The 21723-nt window shown below is 49.2% G+C and carries 16 protein-coding genes; 11 read left to right on the forward strand and 5 right to left on the reverse strand.

Annotated features, from left to right (window positions below; translation table 11 throughout):
• Nucleotides 1–59 precede the first annotated feature (59 nt).
• The 3 genes from GKA01_RS11125 to GKA01_RS11135 form a co-directional block, all read right to left on the reverse strand.
• Nucleotides 60–635, reverse strand: coding sequence for a hypothetical protein (locus tag GKA01_RS11125; RefSeq protein WP_146862943.1), 576 nt, complete (start codon nucleotides 633–635; stop codon nucleotides 60–62).
• 1529 nt (nucleotides 636–2164) lie between these two features.
• Nucleotides 2165–3550, reverse strand: coding sequence for a DUF6538 domain-containing protein (locus GKA01_RS11130; RefSeq protein ID WP_146862946.1), 1386 nt, complete (start codon nucleotides 3548–3550; stop codon nucleotides 2165–2167).
• 303 nt (nucleotides 3551–3853) lie between these two features.
• Nucleotides 3854–5074: an SMP-30/gluconolactonase/LRE family protein gene (locus GKA01_RS11135; RefSeq protein WP_146862949.1), complete on the reverse strand. Its 1221-nt coding sequence runs from the start codon at nucleotides 5072–5074 to the stop codon at nucleotides 3854–3856.
• Between the two features lie 313 nt (nucleotides 5075–5387).
• On the opposite strand from GKA01_RS11135, the gene GKA01_RS11140 reads away from it, so the two are divergent.
• Nucleotides 5388–5795, forward strand: a complete 408-nt coding sequence (locus GKA01_RS11140; RefSeq protein ID WP_146862952.1) for a MobC family plasmid mobilization relaxosome protein — start codon at nucleotides 5388–5390, stop codon at nucleotides 5793–5795.
• 31 nt (nucleotides 5796–5826) lie between these two features.
• Nucleotides 5827–7224 (forward strand): hypothetical protein, encoded by a 1398-nt coding sequence (locus tag GKA01_RS13850; RefSeq protein WP_228120029.1) that lies wholly within the window; start codon nucleotides 5827–5829, stop codon nucleotides 7222–7224.
• A 684-nt stretch (nucleotides 7225–7908) separates the two neighbouring features.
• Here GKA01_RS13850 and GKA01_RS11150 read toward each other — a convergent pair.
• Nucleotides 7909–8811: a LysR family transcriptional regulator gene (locus GKA01_RS11150; RefSeq protein ID WP_228120036.1), complete on the reverse strand. Its 903-nt coding sequence runs from the start codon at nucleotides 8809–8811 to the stop codon at nucleotides 7909–7911.
• A gap of 102 nt (nucleotides 8812–8913) precedes the next feature.
• On the opposite strand from GKA01_RS11150, the gene GKA01_RS11155 reads away from it, so the two are divergent.
• Together GKA01_RS11155 and GKA01_RS14085 are read left to right on the forward strand one after the other, a co-directional pair.
• Nucleotides 8914–10104, forward strand: a complete 1191-nt coding sequence (locus tag GKA01_RS11155; RefSeq protein ID WP_146862958.1) for an MFS transporter — start codon at nucleotides 8914–8916, stop codon at nucleotides 10102–10104.
• A gap of 89 nt (nucleotides 10105–10193) precedes the next feature.
• Entirely contained in the window at nucleotides 10194–10448 is a 255-nt protein-coding gene (locus GKA01_RS14085; protein ID WP_371859272.1) for a transposase, read from the forward strand.
• Between the two features lie 270 nt (nucleotides 10449–10718).
• Here the strand turns inward: GKA01_RS14085 and GKA01_RS11170 are convergent, their stop codons facing one another.
• Nucleotides 10719–11666 carry a LysR family transcriptional regulator gene (locus GKA01_RS11170; protein WP_146862962.1) on the reverse strand — a complete coding sequence of 316 codons (948 nt, stop codon included), beginning with the start codon at nucleotides 11664–11666 and terminating at the stop codon, nucleotides 10719–10721.
• Between the two features lie 331 nt (nucleotides 11667–11997).
• Between GKA01_RS11170 and GKA01_RS11175 the strand changes: the two genes are divergently transcribed.
• The 7 genes from GKA01_RS11175 to GKA01_RS11205 all read left to right on the forward strand — a co-directional run bounded on the left by GKA01_RS11175 (nucleotide 11998) and on the right by GKA01_RS11205 (nucleotide 21453).
• On the forward strand, nucleotides 11998–13536 hold the full coding sequence (locus GKA01_RS11175) for a carbohydrate porin (protein ID WP_228120030.1): 1539 nt from the start codon (nucleotides 11998–12000) through the stop codon (nucleotides 13534–13536).
• Nucleotides 13537–13677: 141 nt separating this feature from the next.
• On the forward strand, nucleotides 13678–14247 hold the full coding sequence (locus tag GKA01_RS11180; protein WP_146862965.1) for a sugar dehydrogenase complex small subunit: 570 nt from the start codon (nucleotides 13678–13680) through the stop codon (nucleotides 14245–14247).
• A complete protein-coding gene (locus GKA01_RS11185; RefSeq protein WP_208653414.1) occupies nucleotides 14219–15874 on the forward strand; it encodes a GMC family oxidoreductase in 1656 nt (551 codons plus the stop codon). Before GKA01_RS11180 ends, GKA01_RS11185 begins: the two co-directional genes overlap by 29 nt.
• Nucleotides 15875–15876: 2 nt before the next feature.
• Nucleotides 15877–17283, forward strand: coding sequence for a c-type cytochrome (locus tag GKA01_RS11190; RefSeq protein WP_208653415.1), 1407 nt, complete (start codon nucleotides 15877–15879; stop codon nucleotides 17281–17283).
• A 303-nt stretch (nucleotides 17284–17586) separates the two neighbouring features.
• Nucleotides 17587–18315, forward strand: coding sequence for a gluconate 2-dehydrogenase subunit 3 family protein (locus GKA01_RS11195; RefSeq protein WP_146862969.1), 729 nt, complete (start codon nucleotides 17587–17589; stop codon nucleotides 18313–18315).
• 28 nt (nucleotides 18316–18343) lie between these two features.
• On the forward strand, nucleotides 18344–20116 hold the full coding sequence (locus GKA01_RS11200; RefSeq protein ID WP_146862972.1) for a GMC family oxidoreductase: 1773 nt from the start codon (nucleotides 18344–18346) through the stop codon (nucleotides 20114–20116).
• Between the two features lie 11 nt (nucleotides 20117–20127).
• Nucleotides 20128–21453, forward strand: coding sequence for a cytochrome c (locus tag GKA01_RS11205; RefSeq protein ID WP_146862975.1), 1326 nt, complete (start codon nucleotides 20128–20130; stop codon nucleotides 21451–21453).
• The last annotated feature ends 270 nt before the right edge of the window (nucleotides 21454–21723 follow it).

The raw sequence follows: 21723 nt of genomic DNA on the forward strand, positions 1-21723 counted from the left end.
ATCTCTGTGTCAAACAAGGCGTATTTTTCTGCTAAAAACTATTTAAATCGTCGTTTCAGTCAGGCTCTGAGGGTGCGGGAGTGGAGAAATACCTTTCGTTGTATTGAGTAGGTAATATTTTTTCCATTTAGAACATAAAGTCGAATTTCTCGCGTAATCAATGGTCCTGCAGTCATATTCTCAAATGACGCAAAAACAGAACAAGCCGTTTCGTATCCTAACGAAACAACCATATCTTTCATTTTCTCTCCTTGTTTATGGCCTCGAAATTTTCCGTATGTGGCGGCAACTTGTCGAGCAAGGAACTCAGAATGTGTCCAAATATTTGATGTTTGCTCAATCACCTGAAGAATGTGTTTTCGTAGACCATATTTACACATTATCCACAAAGCGGCCATTAAGAAAAAAGGGTTGCGATCTACATATTGGGAGGAAGCCAATTGTTCGGCTAAATTACGGATATCTCTATGTAATATACTGTTTGGAATAACGTGCCAGTCAGTAAGAACCTTAGATGCGAACATAATCGACGCGTCGTCCAGAATATCTGGACCGGTCAGATATGTTGCTATGCTGTTAAATCTGTCTCGCCTTGGTCCGAGCTCACTAAAATACCGTAAAATGCTATCGCGCATCCCTGGATCTGACGACAACCTATTTTTTGCGAATTTAAGTGCGTAGTTATCATCTACAGTTGTAAAATGGTTCAAATACCGCTTTGAAACTTTCTCCCACTGCCCTGTGGGTTCTATTTTCTGGAATTTATCAAATTATTTTCGTACTTTATTAATAAATTTTTTCTCCTATTTCCGGAAATAGGAATAGTTTTAAGATCATTTTTCACTTTATCTAAGAATTTATTTTCCTGTGCGTAGAAAATTTTCTTGCTTGGCTAGCAGAAAGTATTCTGGTTTTACCAGAGTTTAATCGCAATCCCCGTGTCTGCAGTATTTGATCTAAGTCTCTAAGTAGACGATTGCCTCTCTGAGAGGGAATTTGTGGTTGCTGTTATGTCGTCAACCCACCTAACGAAGCAATTATTATTTGTTATCTTTAAAAAAGAATCTACTTTGTAAAGGTATACATGACTCAGAAGGCGTGGGGCGTCGAAATTTACTTGAGGGAGGCTTCGATTGGATGGTGGTAGATAATCTGGGCGCCAGCTAATTTTGTCAAGAACCAAAAATAAAATATCAAGAATTACTTCCCCTGTGCTGTGAAGTTCTGAAATAATGTTGCGTAAGTGGGAATAGTCAATATTGTCAAAATATTTGGCTATATCGGTTACGCAAACATAATTATGACCACTGGACATTGCTAATCGCATATTGGAAAATTTTTGCCATTGGCGAAACCAAATATAATCTCGTTCAAAAGAAATATCGGCTTGAGCAAATCCGTGAATTCTGCTAGAAAATTAATTTTTGGATGGTTGTTTTTTTTAGGGCGGTAGGTAAAATATTTTCCACAATACATTGAAGGATCAAGCAGTCATTGACGGATGGCAATACTAACGTTCTTGTTACACCCAACTTCTTTTCAATGCGAACGGGAACCGATCTCTGAGGAATATAATTTCCAGAGTATATTACATTACAGAGTCGTGAGAATATTTCTTTTCTATTCCAATGAAAATTATTATAGTCGTGTAGGTCTGGTATTTCTTGATCTCGAAGGCCGGGCCTTATATATTTCTTCCATAAATTCTCCATAATTTTAGGTGAAAATACTTTTTCGAGTTCGGATATTCGGCTGGTAAGGCGTTTTGTATGGAAAGAATGGAATGGAGACAGCATTATATAGCTCATTTTTTTGGGTGGCGAATATTATTTTTTAATATGCGCAATTTTTGATTTTTTTGCATATATAAAAATATTATTATTCGGTTTATTGAAATAATTTCTCTATTTAATACAAATATCCTGAAAACTTCGTAGCCTCATTGTGGATGGTTTCTCAAAAAACGTAAACAGAGAAAAAACTAAAGATTTTTCTGGTTTTGGTGAACCTTGCGATCCAATCAAACGTCCACGTGGAGGCGGAAGCGGCCATTGGAGACGGCATATTTTTCTATCTTTCAGGGGGTCAACGGGGGAGGCACTCCCCCTTGCCAGTTGCTCGATGCGACCCTTTGGGTAGCCATTGAGCACTGCTGGCTCCCGGCCTAACTCCAGCCTTTTCTGAAGATATCGTCGGGATAGGAAATCGCCTCGACGGTCTGTCTGAGATTGGTCGTCGTGATGCCGCTCAGATAGGTCGAAGTCCCTTGGCTCTTGTGCGTTGCCTCATGGCCGAGAAGCCTATCAATCCAGATTTCCCGAATGTCGGCTGAAGCGTTCCGCAGTTGCGTCGAGACGCTGTGCCGAAACGAATGGAACGTAATCTCAGCAGGAAGTCCAAGACGTGTTTTCATCGTGGAGAATGACCGTCCGAAGATTGTCCCTCGAACACCGTCCTTCGACATGTTGAGGCTGGGAATGAGATACGGGCCGTCCGTTGTGTCTTTCAGGATGAGCAGTCCTGCCTCAATGAGTTTGGAGTGCACAGGAACAATTCGTGTTCCAACGTCGGTCTTGGGTGACCATCCGCTGTCTGTATGAGGCTGGATGACAAAGCAGGGAATACCGTCAATCGTTTGAAGGTCTTCTGTTCTTAGATGACAGATTTCCCCCAGCCTCAGGCCTGAGTAAGCCCCTATCATCGTGACGAGCCGGAATGTGCTTTCTGGGACGGAGCTACTGGGCCACTCTCCTGTCATGACGGTGTGTAATTCCTGAGTGCTCCAACCTCGCCGAATGGTCTTGGAGCCGTTCTCAAAGCTCCATCCGGTCAATGGGTTTTTCTTGACCAGTTCCCGTTGCAGCAACTGGTTCCAGAGGGCTGAGAGCCGCATCATGTGGTTCTTCACGCTCTTGCCGCTCAGAGTGGGGCGTTCGTCTTCTCTGGCACGGTCTGCCTCCTCTGTGAGTGTGAGACTGCTTTTCCGCTTTCCCAGTGAGGCAGGCAGGGAAAACAGTAAGTCCCGGAAGGCTCCGGCTTTCTCGCCGCCGATGATAGAGACAGGCGCATCACCAAAGGCTTGTAGGAACAGCTCTACGGCTCTCTGGGTGGCTTTGCAGGTGTCAGCGCTAGCGTGTGGGTTTTTGAGAACAAACCGCGTCAGAGCCTCAGACAGAAGCAAAGGCTGGGGCTTCGGCTTGGGTATTGTGACTGCCAAAGCCTTTCGCATGTTCTGCGGTCGTGGTCTCGGTCTTGAGACGGGTAAAGGTACCGCTTTAATGCTTGCCGGACTGTCGAGCAGGCGATGCAGGTCACTCAGTGCGTCCCGCACGTGCGGGACGGCTTGTCGCGCCTGTCCCGCAGCCAAAGCCTGAGAGGTCTTCTCAAAGAGTTCGGTTGTTCTCGCATGAAGCAAAGAGGCCCGCTTACGGGCTTCGTTCTGATAGCCTGTTTTTAAAGAAACCCAGATTTCTCGCTGGTTCAGCACAGAGCGTAGGGCAGGGGGTACGATCCGGCGGAAGTGATAAGTGGTGCCGCGAATACGGAGCATGAGACGTCCTTCAGTAGGGAAGGACGGTGGAGCAAAGAGTGTCTTTGCCCCATTCAGGCCGAAAAACCGTTCATTTCCGGGAAGTCTGTGGTGCGAGCTGCGGGACTCGAACCCAATGTTGCGGGACGCGTCCCGCAGCCAAACTCTTGAAAAGATGTCGAAAACGCCGACGCCAGTCTTTCAGTTGCCATATACTCATCGGGATTCTGGCAGACATTCTGGTAACGTCAAGACGCCATAGAGCCCTCTGCGCGAGGGGGCCTTATCAGGAGCGTAGGCCGTGGAGCAGCCTGCTGGCCGTCATTAAGACGGCGCGAAACCTTGCACTCCGACCTGAAGTGTAAAGAGGGAGCCTGCGGCACACATAAACAGATGGTCACGCTTGGGACCACCAAAGGTCAGGTTGGAGCAGCCTTGTGGCAGCCTGATGCGCCCAATGAGTTTTCCGGCAGGGTTGAACACCATGACGCCACAGAGGCCAAGCGGGCCTGAAGCGCCACACCAGAGATTTCCAAAAACGTCGACGCGGATGCCATCGGGATTCATCTGGATGCCATTTAATTGCATGGTGCTGAAAATGCGACCGTTGCTCAGAGTGCCGTCTTTGACGTCGTAAACATGAATGGCCTGATCTCCCCCGACGGATTGACCGGGGCCTTTGGGCGTGGAGACGACGTAAAGCTTTTTATAATCTGGCGAAAAGCAGAGGCCATTCGGGTCGCGAATGTCCTTTTCTTGCAGAACAGCTGTCAGTGTGCCGTCTGGAGCAATGCGAAACACGTGGTCTGCCTGGCGTTTTGTGCCGCCAATTTCGCCGATAAGTTCTCGCCCGATATTCCATCTGATTTTGCCGTCTGGATTTGTCGGACCACCGGGCGCATCGGGATGACCTTCGGCGAGATTTGTGCCGTATCCCGGGTCTGTAAACCAGACGCTGCCGTCAGGGTGCGGAACGATATCATTGGGAGAATTGAGACCCTGCTCATTATAGCGGTCAGCAAGGATTTTGACGCTGCCATCATGTTCCCAACGGACCACGCGACGGAAAAAATCTTCGCAAACGATGAGACGTCCTGTGAAGTCGAAACAGTTTCCGTTGGCGGCATAGCTATCAGGACGGAAGTCTGAAATCTCGCCCGTCTCCCATGTATACCGCAGAGCACGAGAACGGATGACATCGCTTAACACCAGAAAGCGGCCTTCCGTGCTCCATGCGGGCCCTTCCAGCCATCCGCCTTGGTCCCAAACGCGACGAATAGGGGCTGCAAAATAGGTCAGGTCTTTGAAGGACGGGTCGAGAAAGAGGACGTCAGGGTCAGGGAGGAAGCTGGGGCTAGCTTGTGCTCCCCAGGCTCGTGCAGGCTGGCTGACGACGCTGGAAGGGGTAATGCTTCCAGAAGGATTAGCCGCTTTTGCGTTTTTGAAGCCGAGGAGAGAGGCGCCTGCCAGCCCTGTGAGAATAGTACGGCGGGTCGGGGGCTTTTTCAAAAGGTCGGTCTTGGAAGATGAAAAGGGCGCAGTCATCACGTTCTCCTTGGCTCATATGCGTCTTGTCACGACTGCCCAAGTGAGAGAAGTCACCATTTCGTATGGTTTTCCTTGAGGGATATTTTTTGAAAATTTTGAATTTCTCAAAATAAATCCACTCTACTTTCGAAGTATTTTTATTTTTCGTCTGTCATTTTCTGAAATTCAGTTTCTGAATTGCTATTCTGTTTTTGGGAGTTCTTCTGTCCTGAGCCAGCAGTGCTTCGTGGCTACCCACGAAACAGCTGGCAAGGGGGAGTACCTCCCCCGTTGACCCCCTCAAACGCAAAAGAAAACAGGATGCCTCGTTATGCCTACTGTTCCATCTCCATCTCATATCCGCTCTTCCCGTCTGTCCGTTCGTGCGTCGCCTGACGAAACAGAACGCTGGAACAATGCCGCTCATGCTCGTGGTCACGCCACAACGGCTGCATGGGTTCGAACCTTGCTGCACGATGCAGAAGTCTCTCATCGTTTTGGCGGAGATGTCGGTGCTGAAATCCGTGGCCTGCGCGGCGAACTATCTCGCATCGGCAATAACCTGAACCAATTGGCTCATATGGCCCATCTTGGCGATGCTGCGGCTTGTGCTGATACGCTGGAGCACATCGACCGCCTTAAGGACCGGACAGATAGTTTGCTGAAAACTCTGCGTCCGGCACGTATCCGCAGGGTTAAGCTTCCGTCGCATTCTGCTCCCGTGCACTTGGTGCACTGAACACGCATCGGCCTTCGCAAAGTGCGATACGATGATTGTGCAAGAAACCAGAATTAAAACGAGTAGCGGGCACAAGGCTGTCTCAAGGCATGTTCTGTCTGCCGCAAAGAACGAAGCCATCCGCCTCATGGCTGGCAGTGACTATCTGCTCAAGGATTGGATGAAAGAAGCGAAACGCGAAGGCATTCGATACGGCCTGCGGCATATCGCCTTCAATCCGTCTGAAGCGATGACAGACCAGCAGCTCTCTGACTTTGCGGGAGACATCTGCCGAGAACTTGGGGCTGATCCCGAACGAACAACATTCGTTATTCATCAGAAAGACGGGAAAACTCACGGCCATCTCTTATTGCCTGAGTGGCAAGAGGACCATGTTCTCAGCAGCAAATTTTCATGGGTCAGATTGGAAAAACTGGCTCGTCTGACGGAGGTGAGGCTGGGGCATGCTTTGGTTCCAGGACGGCATGACAAAGCTATCGTCAAAGCCCTTAAAGAGGGTGGGGAGCATGACGCTGCCCGAAAAGTTGAAGCCCTGATTCCGACTGAGAAGACACCGCCTCCCGTTGCAGCCTATACGTCACAAGCAAGACGGATGGCGGAACGCCAGGATTTTGATCTTCCCACTGCACGACGGGAGATCATGACGTTCTGGGAGAACTCCGGGAATGATTTGCGGAAATTCAGGCATTTCCTGTCGAGCAAGAACTGGCACATGCGGGCTGGAGATCGAACAGATCGCGGGCGTGAGGCCCACATCATCGAGACAGCTGATGGCGTGTTGATTGGGTCATTCACGCGACTGACGAAAGTCAGAATGAAAGACTTCCGACAGCTTCTTGAAGACGAAGCGTCCAAAAAGCCGCTTCTGGATCTGCGTCCTATCGCTCAAAAGAGCCAGGCACGAGAAGCCAGACGGATCTTCCTGAGCCAGCGGGAACATACTGACGAGACGACGGCAGAACGGCTTCGGATTCAAGAGCGTCTGCCCAGCATTGTGCCGTTCAAAAACCCTGAGCGTCTGAGCCCCGGATTGCAGATCTATTTCAAGGACTGGAAGACGGAAATGCAAGCGGCCCGTGGCGTTTTGAACGCCAAGCATCCGTTAGAAAAGAGGTATGGACCGGAGATACCGCTCGATATTCAATCTCAGCGGATCATGGCCTGGATTCAGCAAGGACGAGAGCGGTTAAAGAAAGCCCATGAGGCTGTGCAGCGTGCTCGCGAAGACTTGGAGCAGCTGGAAGCAGGGCGTTGGGTCCTGTTCAAAGGACAGAAAGTCTCGAAGGCAGAAGAGGCTCTACAACAAGCGTTAGCGCAGCTCGGTGAAATCCTGCGCTATATTGTGCAGGCAGTTCTTTATTATCTCGGACTGAGCGGCACAAAGCCTGCACCGTTGCAGCGCTCCCGGTTCCGATTGAACGGCAGATGAATTGTGCGGAGTATGCGGAGAGTAGGCAAAAGCTTCTCCGCACCCTTCTTAACGAAAAGGCATGTCGCGTTTGGGTGAAAGGGCATTGTCGCGATGCGGAGCACAAGCGTGCCCAACTTATTGAACAATGGCATGAAGAGCGTGCGCCAGAAGTTGAGAAGGCGGAACAGGCAGTCGTTCAGCTTCAAACGCTTGCACGACCGCCACGCCGTATCCCTGATGACGTCAGGACCCGCATCGTGACACTCAAACGGCGTGGAGACTTTCAGGGGGCTTTGAGTGAAATCGGTCTGTTTTGCTCTGCGCTTAAACTCCGGCCATCAGAAGATTTACCGCACATAGTGTTACATAAATCTTTTGATGTGATCCGTCGAGAAAATAACACTCAAGGAATTTTTCTGTAGAGAGCTCATTTTGTGCTTTCGTCTAATAGACTGGCTCAAGAATCGTTCTGAATTATTTTTGTTAGAAAACTGCGCGTCGTTCGGATTAAAGTTTATGACGTTTGGGGATTATTATCATAATTTCATAACTATAAATCGTGATTTGAAGTTTAAAATGCCTAATCGAACTTTAGATGAATAAAATTTTTCTATATATAAATAGGTTATCGTTAATATAAAAGATTAATTTTATAAAAGGATGAATTTTTTAAAAAATTAGAAAATATTTACCATATATATTTCATGATACTTTTAAATATTTTGACAGAGCATCGAGTGTCATCGATACTTTTGCACTTGTTTCGCGTTGTTTGGGCCAGACCAAGTGCAACTTCAGGCCTGAGGCGCTCATATCCGGCGCGAGATCGACCAGCTCGCCACTCTGCAACTCTTTTTCAATGAGCCAGCTTGCAAGCTGCGAGATTCCAAGTCCAGCCTTCACTGCTTCGACCTGTGCTTCCGCGCTACCTAGCACAAGAGATGAGGATATGTCGCGGCGCTCTGTGCCATCACGCCCTATATCGAACTGCCATGGTGCTACAGTGCCATCCGAACGCCCGTAAGTGACACAGTCGAAACGAGAGAGATCAAATCGATCCGTTGGGCGTCCATGTCGTTTAGCAAAGGTCGGTGCTGCACAAAGAACCAGATTTTCCGTCCCAAGATATAAGGAGCTGAACCCTTCCCGTGCCTGATTTACTGATAAAAGGCGTACTGCAACATCGGCTTTTTCCTCGACTAGATCTAGCATTTTATCGTTAAACGCGACCTGCGGTCGTAAAGCCGAATGGGTGGAAGCAAGACGCAAAATGATAGGCATTACGCGCATGCGCCCAAATGCGACCGGCACATGGAGACGTAAAGCTCCGACAGGTTCCGCTCCCTGTGCTTGTAGCATTGCTTCGGCTTCGGCGAGCTCGGTCATTACCCTCACGCAGGTTTCGTAATACGCGGTGCCAGCCTCGGTTATCTCCAGGCACCGGTTTGTTCGTTCGAACAACTTCTTGTTTAGCCGTATTTCCAGTCGCCCTACCGCTTTGCTGACCGCAGAAACTGTCAGGTGCAAATGCTTAGCGGCGGCCGTAAAGCTGCCGCTTTCCACCACCGCTACAAAAACCTCGAGACCTTTCAGATTGTCTGGCATATCGATCAAATGGTTTCCAAAAATTCAATCCTCATGCGAATTAATACCTCATGACTAGAATTTATATCAAGTTTAAGGGAAGGAAAACTGGAGAGTATCGCTATGCATGGTCCTACCCCCAGCCTATCTGCTGGTGAGTCCAACACGGGGCTGACGGTAACCCTTTTATCTATCGCTGCATTCGCAATGACGACGACGGAATTCATTATTGTTGGCCTTTTGCCGGCTCTGGCAAAGGAGTTTTCAGTTTCGATTGCGTCGGCTGGACAACTTGTGACGCTTTTTGCCTTCACGGTAATGGTATCTGGACCTCCCCTGACAGCCTTACTATCTCATTATAATCGTAAGCATCTGTTTCTTGTACTTATGCTCGTGTTGATGGCAGCCAATATACTGGCTGCGGTTGCTCCTACCTTTTGGGTCCTGGCAGTAGCCCGCTTCGTCCCAGGTATGGTCATCCCGATCTTCTGGGGCACGGCGAGTGAAACAGCAGCTGATCTCGTTGGCACAAAAAAGGCAGGTAAGGCGGTTGCACATGTTTATATGGGTATCGCGGCCGGTATGGTGTTGGGGATCCCCATCGGCACGCTTGCGGCCACGGTTGTTGGGTGGCGCGGTACATTTTGGGGGCTGTCCGTTCTTTCATTAGCCATTTTCGGTTTACTCGCCCAGAGTATGCCATCGATTGCCGGGAATGACCGTGTCCATTTGTCACATCAGTTAAAAATTTTACATCAACCGATCTTTCTGGCTCATTTGCTGTTATCTGTGTTGGTCTTTACGGCAATGTTCACAGCCTATACCTACCTTGCTGACACGCTAGAAAAGATCGCTCATGTGCCTTCCTCGCAGATCGGATGGTGGTTGATGGGCTTTGGCGTGGTTGGTTTGGTCGGGAATTCTTTTGCTGCTCACTTTGTTGGTCGACACCCGATGCGCCCAACTATCGTCGCAATAATAGTTCTTGCGATTAGTACTGTTGCGACGGATATGTGGGCTCATAATTCTTGTGAGCTGACAATCCCGCTCGCTCTGTGGGGCATGGCTAATACCGCGCTTTTTGCTATTTCGCAGGTTCGGGTGATGAGCGCTGCAAGTCATGCCCAAGCTCTCGCTGGCACTCTCAATGTATCGATGGCCAATTGCGGCATTGGTTTAGGCGCCATCATGGGAGGATTTGTAATTGAAAATTTTGGCATCCAATTTTTGGGTTTGATAACCAGTATCATTGCGCTTTTAGCTATAGTACTGGCGATCGGTATCGGACGAAAAACAGGGAAGGTCGCGCACTAAAAACTAAAATGGAGGAGTAGGCCGCGTTGACAAAAGGTCTATACCTCATCCTAAGATCTGATTCACTGGTTGCTTCGGGTGAAGCGGGGATGGCACGAGGGGATCTGACGGATCGTGAATGGTCGCTGATTAGTCCGCTTTTGCCATCCGAGTGTGGCCGCTGGGTACGGCCATCCGGAGACAACCACCGGTTTCTCAACGGCATGTTGTATGTCCTACGCACCGGTTGTCCGTTGCGGGGCATGCATGAGCGTACGGAAAATGGAACTCGGTCTATGTCAGGTTCCGGCGTTGGGCTGAATAGGGTGTCTGGGATGCCCTGCTGCAAACTCTGGTGGACCTAGATGGTTCGAACAACCCTCTTTTCCTGTTAATTCAGAATTGTAATCTATTGATATCGTTATGTAGTAGAAGCGCTTATGGTGGGTTTCTCGAACCCTCCAGCTGGCTGCCCTAATCTAGTTCTGAAAGATGTTGCCCGGCGCATAAAGGAGCGGGGTAACCCACATAAACTGGCGATCATCGCGATCGCGCGGTGCCTCATCATAATCGCCAATGCCGTCCTTAAAACAGCAGGCCTGCGGTGGCGTATTGGCTCGGCTTCTTAAGCACAGTTACTGGGCCATCCAGTCCGAAGTCGCGATGTTGGTCATTTTGCTAAGAACCGGGCATGTGCGTAGTTCATCCTGCAGAGAAAGTCGCAGAAAATCAATAAATGCTTTAACGCGCAATGGCTGATGATGACGAGAGGCCGAAACCGCTTGAATTGGAATAAATGGTGGACGCCAACCAGGCAACACCTCGACAAGTCGCCCCGATGTAAGTTCGGAACGTGCACTCCAAATTGACTTAAGAGCGATACCGGCACCGCCAATGCAAGCTCCTTGGGCGGCGCCGCCGTCACTACTCAGAATGGTCCAGCTAACATCTGTCGACACCTGTTCCACTCCCCGCTTCAAACGCCAGGTTGTCACTGGCGGATCACCTAGTACAATACAACGATGTGTTGCGAGGTCAGCGGGTGTCATAGGAGCTCCATGCTGAGCTATGTAGTCCGGCGATGCAACGAGGACGCGCCAATCCGGAGCGATTGCACGCGCCACCAATCCAGAATCACGCAACGGAGCCTGACGAACCGCTATGTCAATATTCTCCCCCACAATATCTAACAATTTGTCCGTTGAAATCAGTTCAATTTTCAGGCCTGGGTTCTGATGTAAAAATTTTCCAAGGATAGGAGCGATCAGTCCGGATGCGAATTCAATTGTAGCAGTGACGCGCAAGGTCCCAACCACTTCCGTTTTGTGCATGCTGACAGAAGCCTCGGCAGCTTCAATACGTGATAGAATATCGCGCACCATTGGGATAAACGCGTAACCTTCATCAGTCAGGCGCGTCTTGCGTGAAGATCTATTCACGAGGCGCACACCAAGGTCACGTTCTAACCTGTTTAATCTCTTGGAAACAACAGTCAGCGAGATACCTAGATTTCGCGCCGCTTTCGACAGGCTGCCAGTACTGGCAATCTGCGCAAACACACCCATATCCTCATGGTTGATCATCAGAACAGCCTATTAATTTAGTTGCCCCTAAACGAGGGGGATTTGCTGTGCGCGCCAGATGCAGAAAAGGCTAAAAAACTCTTACACATCAAACCGCACATGCGAGTAGCGTGACCTAATGCCGATGTTGTAATCTTTGCGCCAATAACAATTTAGATATCTCCCCCAGAGAACTCGTCCCCTTCGTCGAATGAGAAATCCAGCTTTCGCACTTTGATATCTTGATTCCCTGAGAAAACAAGAAAATATTGCATAGATAATAAAACCTATACCAACCACTTGTGAAAATAAAAAATGGAATAGATTTAAATATAATGTCGGGAGGAGGTTGATGAATTGCGTTAAATACATAAACAATTCAAAAGAAATATTTCATAATCTATATTATTGCAACGAATCTATTATCAATAAAGTAAATATTTCCATTGTAGTAATATTATTCGGCGCCGTTCTTCCTGAGGTCTCTATGGCGGCCCCCGGTGATGGTGGCGTATTTGCAAAATCAGATGCTGAACTCCAAATGGCAATGCCCTCTATGGCGTCCTCAATGGAGACTATCCCTGGATTTTTACAATCACCTGGTGGAGTTCCGTCTTTTGGCCCTCCATATGGCACAACACATGCGTTTGGGGACTGGTTGGGTATACAGCCCTGGCTGCAGAAACGCGGCATTTATGTCGCGCTCGATGTTTATGAGAGTTTTGCAGGAAATATAACCGGCGGTAGGCAACGCACTCAGACTGCCGCAGGACAAGTCGCTGCTACGGTCGACTTAGACTTCAACAAACTTATTGGGGGCAGGTGGTCTCAGGATTTCTGGCTGCACACATTGGCTGTAAACGGTAATGGACGGAACCTGAGCGGCAATATCGGCGACAACGTCACACAGGCACAGCAAATCTACGGTGCACGTGGAAATGTCGTGGCGCATCTTGTCGATGCCTATTTTGAGAAGGCTTGGCTAAATCGAAAAGTTGACTGGTCTATTGGCTGGATTCCAACTGGCACTTTTTTTAATCAGGCTCCTTGGGTCTGTAGTTTTATGAATGTCTCTCTTTGCGGCAACGTCACACCTACCAAATACCTTAATGGTGGGCGAGACTGGCCATCTGGCAATATCGGGACTGTCCTGCGACTTATGCCAAACCCCCATTATTACGTAATGGGAGGCCTATTTGCAGTCTCGCCCCACAATTATAATGGTGGCATTTCTGGCTGGTCCTGGGGGCAAAGCGGACTCAAAAAGCTATCTGCCGAAGCTGAAATAGGTTGGAATCCAGAATTTGGACCCGACAGGTTGATCGGCCATTACAAACTAGGCGCGATGTATGACAATTCGCGATACAAAGACCTGTATGACGATGGAACCGGCCATGCATGGGTTCTTTCAGGCAAACCTGCACGGTATCAAAGTGGTCAGGCATCAATGTGGGTGATGGCCGACCAAATGTTGATACGCCACGGTGAAGGGCCCATGAACGGTTTGGTACTAGCCGGATCCTATTCTTATGCTCCCGGCCAGACATCAGCCGTCAATCATCACCTTGTCGGTGCGTTGCTGGATACAGGACACGCATGGGGTCGGCCGAAAGATGCTGTTGGCATCGCCTTTCAATGGCTTAACTTCAGCCGCTCCGTAATCATGCAGGAAGAGGCATCAGCTTCGGCAGGTCTCCCCTTTCAATCATCAAACTTTGGCACACCGCAGGGCATCCAGTCTCACGAAGATATTTACGAATTTTTCTACACCTATCACATCATGACAGGTATGAGCCTTCAGACTGACTTCCAATACATGAACCGCCTTGGTGCGACGACACGATACCATGATGCCGCAATCCTAGGCATGGCATTCAATGTCTCGCTTTAATCAACCTTGCTCCAGTCATCTGACAACCCTGAAAGGGTATGATCACTTTCGTACAAAATCGTCTTCATCCACGCTTCGTACGTGTCGTCAATCGGCGCGATTTTCTCTGCCGTTAAGAATATCCAACTGTGGAACAAACAAATGACATATGAAAAACCGCTCACACGACAGCCGCAGATATTAAGCCGCCGTATCCTACTAAGAACGGCAGCTGCAATATCTGCATTGGGGGCCATTCCTTCAAATTTTTCTCGCGCGCAGGCAGCAGTATCCTACGGCCGACAGGATTTTCTGGCACTGTCACAAATCCTGACGGTTCGCGATAAATTAAATCCAGAAATTGCCGCGCGTATTAGCGCTGCCCTTTCTGCCAAAGATGCAAATTTTACGTCTTTGGCAGAAAGGCTGTTTACAACAATAAAGGCTGATAATTTTTCTGATATGCGCAAGTTCAACGACTTCGCCGATGCGTATCCGGATTTAAAACCCACAGCCATGACGATCATTTCGGCATGGTATCTGGGTTACATCGGAACGCCGTCCATGAGTGCGACCCCCGCCGTCAACCACCCCGTCGACGACGCGCAGTTTGTCTCATACGCAGAAGCACTGATGTACGAACCGACAATCGATACAACGGTGATCCCCACTTATTCGCGTGGGCACACCAATTACTGGATCGATGCCCCAAAAAACGTTGCGGCTGACTGAATCACACATCCTGACAGAACAGGGAAAAATTAAAGACATGGCAATGCAATATGATGCCGACGTAATCGTCGTCGGTTCTGGCGCAGTCGGCAGCAACACTGCTTATGAACTCGCCAAAAAAGGGAAATCCGTTATCATCCTTGAATCTGGCGTCTGGATTCCTCGATGGAAAATTGTTGAGAATTTTCGATCCTCGCCTCGCAAGGGCAATCACAACGATCCCTATCCTAACGAACCATGGGCACCGACATCGTTCGATCCAAATTATATTGAAAACGTTGGGTCGTTTAAGTTTCTTCCTGGCATGTTGCGTCTGGTGGGCGGCACAACATGGCACTGGGCTGCAGCAACATGGCGCTTCCTGCCGAACGACATGAAGCTTAAAACCTTGTATGGTGTCGGTCGTGACTGGCCAATTTCGTATGACGAACTAGAGCCATATTACGATATTGCCGAATATAATCTTGGTGTTTCCGGTAGTGATACTCAGGATCAATCCGGACAGGGGGGGGCAGCTTTTCCACCTCGATCCCGTCCTTATCCAGTGCCACCGGAAGCTGAAACCTATTATTTTCAACGCCTAAAGGCTCGTATCGGCGCAGAGGGTTTCCATTTCATTCATGAACCAAACGGCCGCACAAACCAGCCATGGGATGGCCGGCCCGGTTGTTCAGGTAATAACAATTGCATGCCCGTTTGCCCGATTGGTGCCATGTATTCCGGCGACGTACATGCCCGTCACGCGCAAGCCGCAGGGGCTAAAATCCTGACAGACGCAACAGCATACAAGCTAGAAAAGGGCGAAGGCGGTAAGATTGTTGCCGTGCATTATCGCACGTCCAAAGGTGACGATGTCCGCCTGACAGCACGGTATTTCATTATAGCATGCAATGGCCTTGAAACACCGAAATTATTGTTGATGTCCGATGTTGCGAATTCGTCCGATCAGGTCGGGCGTAACCTGATGGACCATACCGGTATGGGCCTACAGTTTCTCGCAGACGAACCCCTTTGGCCGGGTCGGGGGCAAGTCCAGCAAGGTGGTATCTTCAATTGGCGTGATGGTCCGTTTCGCAAGGAACGTTCTGCCATCAAACACGCGTTGACAAACACCGTCCCTAATCGTGCCATTACCCAACTGCTGTTAAAGCAGGGTGTTGTTGGACCGGAATTAGACGAAAAAATAAAACATATGGCGGCACATTGGGTTGATATATCAACGGTGTTTGAAATGCTGCCAAATGCTGAAAACCGTATTCAGCCGTCGACAACACGTAAAGATGCGCTGGGCATTCCAACGATGCGCATCAATTACAACACTGATGACTATGTCGAACGCGGCGCAGTTCAGGCCAAAAAGGACTATGCCGATTTCGTCAGGATCATGGGCGGCACGGTGATCGAAGACAATACAGGCTGGCAGAACCGTGATCATATCATGGGTACAGTCCTGATGGGCGATGACGCAAAGACTTCGGTCGTCAATTCAGAATGTCGCAGTTGGGATCATAGTAATCTATTCATGGCGACGACCGGTGTTATTCCAGCCTGTGGTGTCGTGAACCCAACGTTGGCTGGCGTTGCGATGGGTATTCGTTCGGCGCACATTATCGCAAAGGAAATCTGAGGATGATGCGTTTTCGCATTGCAGCCCTCGCATTTGCGAGCGTCGCATTGATGCCGCTTTCGGGCCAGGCCGCAGTAGATACCGGAACCCTAATAAAGAAGGGCGAATATGTCGCCCGTGCATCAGACTGTATGGCCTGCCACACAGGCAACGACGGCACACCTTATGCTGGGGGTTATGCCATTTCGTCACCGATGGGGGCGATCTTTGCAACCAACATTTCACCCTCCAAAAGCTATGGAATTGGGAATTGGACTGAAACACAATTCGCAGATGCCGTACGTAAGGGGGTGTCTCCAAACGGGCATCTTTATCCTGCGATGCCTTATACAGCATATGCTGGCATGTCCGATGCAGATATTCACGCGCTTTATGTCTATATGATGCAAGGCGTTAAAGCAGTTGATCGCGCGCCAAAAATCAAGACATCGCTTCCATTCCCCTTTAATCAACGTCTGTTGATGGCTGGATGGAATTTGATGTTTGCTGGAGGCGAACCTATGGATGCGGCTAAGACGCAACCTGGAGGTTCGCAGCGCGGTGAATACCTGGTCAAGGTTCTGGAGCATTGCTCGACCTGCCATACCCCACGTAATGCGATGATGGCTGAACAAAACAGCCGTTTCCTTACTGGCGCGGATCTGGGTGGCTGGCATGCCCCCAACATCACTTCCGACCCAATCAGCGGCATTGGTGGTTGGAGCCGCGAGGACCTGATCAACTATTTGCGCAACGGATCGGCACACGGCAAAAGTCAGGCTGCTGGGGCCATGGCAGAAGCCGTTGAGCACAGTCTTCGTTTTCTAGATGATGCCGACCTTGCTGCCATCGCGGATTATCTGAAAACCGTCCCGGCAGTTCGTGACCCTTCACAAACAGAAGCAGGTTTTGCAACAACCAACGCCAAACCTGTTGATATCGCCACTTTCGATAAGCCAATTGATCGTAGTCCTGATGCGATGAGAAACGGAACGAGCACCAATGGTCAGGAACTCTACGCGGGTGCATGCGCGAGTTGTCATCAGTTGAAAGGTGAAGGAACCCAAGATCAATTCTATCCATCGCTGACAGCAAACACAGCAACGGGGGGTGTGATCTCGGAGAACCTCGTCATGGCTATTCTTCACGGTATACACCGTGCAACTAACCATGATGTTGTTGCAATGCCGGCGTTTGCCGATGAATTGAACGACGCGCAAATTGCGTCTGTCGCGAATTATGTCTTTTCAAACTTTGGTAATGCCAAGCTGAGCGTCACAGAACAACAGGTAACGACCCTACGTAACGGAACAGGCCATCGTCCACTGTTGGTGACGATGGCACCAGTCGCGTCAATCGCAGGGATTATCTTTGTTATCCTGATTGTCGTTGGAAGTTTGTTTGCATTTACACGCCGTAAGCGCGCGTAAGTTTGGAGAAGGAGGAAGAAGCTGAAATCCGCTTCTTCCTTCACTCGGCAACAGATATTTAATTTTGATCAAATTCGGCTGCTCTCGTTGTTTTTTAGCATCTACGATGCCAGCCTGGCACGCTGCCTTAACAAGAAGAATTTAAAAATGTCGTCATGATGAATGCCCCCCCCCTCAGTCGGAACAGCACATAATGATTGTCTGACGTTCACAACGCTCCGTTTATGAACGCATTGAATCAGCAGACACAAATACCATCCGCCACCGCCACGAAGGTGCCCTTAAAGCAACAGGAGAATAATTATGCGACGACGCGTCGTCTTAAAAGCCGGACTTGTGCTGATGAGCACCGCAACAGCCGCTGCTATTATGCGCCCGGTTGGCGCTGCAGCCCGTGTGCTGCGTGGCGGCGCTGGTAAGTGGATCGCCCGCGAAACACCTCCGCCCGTGCCAGTTGACCCGTCGAAGCGTATTTTCTTTACGCCACAGGAAGAAAACCTGGTCAAAGCGATTTTTGACCAACTAATTCCGGCAGATGATTTAAGTGTCAGCGCATCAGATGCCGGCTGCGTTGTGTTTATCGATCACCAGCTTGCTGGCAGTTACGGAAAGGCGTCCTCGCGCTTCAAGGGTGGGCCGTTTCAGGAAGGAACACCTGAACAAGGTGATCAGAGCAAACTTACACCGGCAGATATTTACAAAATTGGCCTTGCCGAAATGAATGACCACTGCCGCAAGATGAGCGGTAAAGCCTTCGAGGAATTACCGGCGCCTCAACAGGTTGAATATCTCGAGGCCATGGAGGCCGGGAAATTCACCTATAAAACCATTAAATCATCTGAACTTTTCACACAGTTTCTGACAAATGTTCAGGAAGGGTTTTTATCTGACCCCGTGTATGGCGGTAACCGTAACATGGTTGGTTGGCGCATGATCGGATTTCCCGGCGCACGATATGATTATCGCGATGTCGCGGAACTCAAGGGGCAGCGATTAGAAATTGAGCCCGTCAGCATAAGCGATCGAATTTAAACGATAAAAAGATAGCAGGGAAACAGAAATGGATTACACAAGACCAAAAGCTGACGCCGTGATTGTCGGGCTCGGTTGGGCGGGATCTCTGATGGCAGAAGAGTTGACCCGCGCCGGCTTGAATGTCGTAGCGATTGAACGCGGTCCGTGGGAGACGACGAGCGTCAATTTTCCGCCTGCCATTGCGGCCGACGAACTGCGTTACGGCGTCAGACGCGAAATCCTAAAGCCACCGAGTGTAGAAACACTGACATTTAGAAACGATAGTTCACAGACAGCATTGCCAGGTCGTGACTGGAATAGTTGGCAGATGGGCTATAGCGTCGGTGGAGCAGGCAAACACTGGGCAGCCAATGCATGGCGCTTTTCCGTTGCCGATTTTCAGATGGCAACGCGCGTGCGCGAACGATATTCGAATATGAAGCTGGCGGACGGGTTAATTGTTCAGGATTGGGGCATTACCTATGATGAGCTTGAGCCCCACTACGACCGCTTTGAAAAAATTGCTGGAATTTCAGGAAAAGCCGGTGTCATCAATGGGCAGGTGCAGGCAGGTGGCAATCCGTTTGAAGGATCGCGAAGGAACGAATTTCCAACACCACCTCTGGTGCGCTCGCATTGGAATGATATTTTCCATGACACGACCGAAAAAATGGGTTACCATCCCTTCCCCATTCCTGCGGGCACCATTGGCGGTGCATTTCGCAATCCACTGGGTATTGAATTAGCCCCTTGCACCTACTGTGGGTTCTGCGGGTTTTACGGCTGCGGAAATTTTTCAAAATCGTCGCCAAATATATGCGTTATCCCTGCGCTAACCCAGCGTAGTAATTTTACACTTCTGACTGAGTGCACTGTATTGCGAATAAACAAATCCAAAGACGAGAAAACGGTCACAGGTGTGACTTTTCTAGATTCAGACGGGAATATTGGTTATCAGCCAGCAGATATTGTCTGCGTATCTGCCTACCAATTGGATAATGTGCGTCTTTTGTTCTTATCCCAGATTGGTCGCCCCTATGACCCAACGACCGGCGAAGGCACTTTAGGCCGTGCCTATAATTATCAGACCATGTCATATGGCTTCCTGTATTTTGAAAATGAATACATGAATCCGTTTATATCGACGGGGGCACTGTCCACCCAGATTGACGATTTCAACGGCGATAATTTTGATCACACAGGATTGGGATTCCTTGGTGGCGCGGGCATTCAGGCTCTTTCCGATCAGGGAACACCGCTAGGCATGACAGATCGGCTTCCTGCTGGGACGACGCAGTGGGGTTCTGCTTGGAAAAAAGCTTTTGCCCATTCCTATCAGAATTACGCTAAGATTCAGGGCCAAGGAACATCTTATTCCCATCGCGGTTCATATTTGTCACTTGATCCGACTTATAAAGATGCAAATGGTCAGGCTCTATTGCGTATGACATTTGACTATAACGAAAACGACCGGAAAATGTCGTCATTCGTACGTGGTAAAATCGATGATATCTGCAAACAGACCGGCGCAAAATCGTGGGAGACCGTTTCTTTCCCCGACAAGCATAATTCTCCCTTCAGACCATACGACAGTTCCCATACGATTGGCGGAGCCGTTATGGGTCTGGATCCCGCGACATCGGTTCTGAACCGATATCAACAGCATTGGGATGCACATAATCTATTTGTGTTGGGTGCTTCATCTTACCCCAATAACGGAGGATACAACCCGACCGGGACACTCAGTGCCCTGACATTATGGACGGCGAAGGCCATCATCGACAATTATGTCAAAAGCCCTGGCTCGCTCATGCGCTGAGGAAACATCCCATGAAAACCTCAATCAAGAAAACTCTGGGTATCACGGCTCTAGCGGGTGGCATCGTTGTCGCAGCAGGCGTTGGTGTGATCGAGTATAACCTGCATCGTGATTATCCGATGACGATCACAGTTGCCTCTGGCGACGCCTTAAAAGCAAAAATTGCTCGCGGCCAATATGTCGCATTTGCCGCCGATTGTGCCGCATGCCACACAGTGCCTGGTGGTGCGTCGTATGCCGGTGGGTATTCATTGGATACGCCGTTTGGAAAAATCCTCGCATCGAACATCACAAGCGACAAAGAAACCGGTATTGGTGCTTGGTCGGAGCAACAGTTTAACAGGGCCGTGCGCCACGGTATCGGTAGCCATGGCTATCTTTATCCGGCCATGCCTTATACCGCGTATGCAAAAATGACCGATCAGGACATTGATGATCTTTGGGCTTACATTCGCACTGTGCCCGCAGTCGACAAAGCGGTCGTCGAGAATCAGTTACCATTTCCCTATAATCAAAGGTTTCTTCTTGCCGGATGGAATTTTTTATTCTTTCACACCGGGGTTTTTGAGCCACGCAAAAGCCTGAACCCAGAACAGAATCGTGGTGCGTATCTGGTGGAAGGCGCAGGTCACTGCGCAGCATGCCACACCCCGAAAAATGCCCTTGGCGGGGACAGTTCCGGCCATGCTTTTCAGGGCGGTACACTTCAGGGGTGGTATGCACCCGATCTGACTCCCAACCCATATATTGGTCTGGGCGGGCAAAGTGTCGCAGACATCGTGACCTATCTTAAGACCGGCTCCAACAAGACGTCGGTTGCATCCGGCCCGATGACGGAAGCAGTTGAGAACTCTACACAACATCTTACAGACGCAGACCTACACGCGATTGTGACCTACCTTAGGACACTACCGGCAAGCTCGACCAGCGTTCCAATCGTGCTTGCCGCCAATGATCCTCGTATGTTGAAAGGCAAGCTAGTTTTCCAAGCAGCGTGCATGGCGTGCCATGTCCCAAATGCATCAGGAATCCCAAACATGATTCCTGCTTTTGCCAAGAACCCAATTATCAATGCGCCAGACCCTTCCTCTTTAATCCATACTGTTCTTCGAGGTATGCTTGGTCCGCAGACTTGGCAAAACCCCACAGGAGCTGGGATGCCGCGTTTCGACTGGAAGATGCCTGACGATAATATGGCTGATGTTTTGACATTTATCCGTAATAGCTGGGGTAATGCTGCACCTCCCGTTACAGCTGCCATGATCTCGCAAATGAGAAAAAATATACACGCAGATATGTGGAGTGGCATAAAAAAACCTGAGAATGGGTTAAACTAAAAAATCAGGAATTAGGCTTATAAATCCCCTTAGTTTTGAGTTTTTGTCTGTGCATGTATGCCGTTATGTAAGAGAAATCTCGCTGGTTTCTGTGATGTTGGTGAGCGTCGATCCGGATGTAGTCAGGTTGACGATCTATATATATGATATTTTTCCGGTTGACCCCGATATCAATAAGTATTGATTAATATAAATTTGACATATACACTTTACGAATATAGGGATAAACAAAACGATAATGTATCACATAATATAAAATAATGATGTATA

Source organism: Gluconobacter kanchanaburiensis NBRC 103587 (genome assembly GCF_007988905.1).
In the GTDB taxonomy this organism is placed as follows: Bacteria; Pseudomonadota; Alphaproteobacteria; order Acetobacterales; family Acetobacteraceae; genus Gluconobacter; species Gluconobacter kanchanaburiensis.

Excerpts from the sequence above, each read along its gene's own strand:
- GKA01_RS11125 (WP_146862943.1), bottom strand. The coding sequence starts at position 635 with ATGCGCGATAGCATTTTACGGTATTTTAGTGAGCTCGGACCAAGGCGA.
- GKA01_RS11130 (WP_146862946.1), bottom strand. The coding sequence starts at position 3,550 with ATGCTCCGTATTCGCGGCACCACTTATCACTTCCGCCGGATCGTACCC.
- GKA01_RS11135 (WP_146862949.1), bottom strand. The coding sequence starts at position 5,074 with ATGACTGCGCCCTTTTCATCTTCCAAGACCGACCTTTTGAAAAAGCCC.
- GKA01_RS11140 (WP_146862952.1), top strand. The coding sequence starts at position 5,388 with ATGCCTACTGTTCCATCTCCATCTCATATCCGCTCTTCCCGTCTGTCC.
- GKA01_RS13850 (WP_228120029.1), top strand. The coding sequence starts at position 5,827 with ATGATTGTGCAAGAAACCAGAATTAAAACGAGTAGCGGGCACAAGGCT.
- GKA01_RS11150 (WP_228120036.1), bottom strand. The coding sequence starts at position 8,811 with ATGCCAGACAATCTGAAAGGTCTCGAGGTTTTTGTAGCGGTGGTGGAA.
- GKA01_RS11155 (WP_146862958.1), top strand. The coding sequence starts at position 8,914 with ATGCATGGTCCTACCCCCAGCCTATCTGCTGGTGAGTCCAACACGGGG.
- GKA01_RS14085 (WP_371859272.1), top strand. The coding sequence starts at position 10,194 with ATGGCACGAGGGGATCTGACGGATCGTGAATGGTCGCTGATTAGTCCG.
- GKA01_RS11170 (WP_146862962.1), bottom strand. The coding sequence starts at position 11,666 with ATGATCAACCATGAGGATATGGGTGTGTTTGCGCAGATTGCCAGTACT.
- GKA01_RS11175 (WP_228120030.1), top strand. The coding sequence starts at position 11,998 with ATGAATTGCGTTAAATACATAAACAATTCAAAAGAAATATTTCATAAT.
- GKA01_RS11180 (WP_146862965.1), top strand. The coding sequence starts at position 13,678 with ATGACATATGAAAAACCGCTCACACGACAGCCGCAGATATTAAGCCGC.
- GKA01_RS11185 (WP_208653414.1), top strand. The coding sequence starts at position 14,219 with ATGCCCCAAAAAACGTTGCGGCTGACTGAATCACACATCCTGACAGAA.
- GKA01_RS11190 (WP_208653415.1), top strand. The coding sequence starts at position 15,877 with ATGATGCGTTTTCGCATTGCAGCCCTCGCATTTGCGAGCGTCGCATTG.
- GKA01_RS11195 (WP_146862969.1), top strand. The coding sequence starts at position 17,587 with ATGCGACGACGCGTCGTCTTAAAAGCCGGACTTGTGCTGATGAGCACC.
- GKA01_RS11200 (WP_146862972.1), top strand. The coding sequence starts at position 18,344 with ATGGATTACACAAGACCAAAAGCTGACGCCGTGATTGTCGGGCTCGGT.
- GKA01_RS11205 (WP_146862975.1), top strand. The coding sequence starts at position 20,128 with ATGAAAACCTCAATCAAGAAAACTCTGGGTATCACGGCTCTAGCGGGT.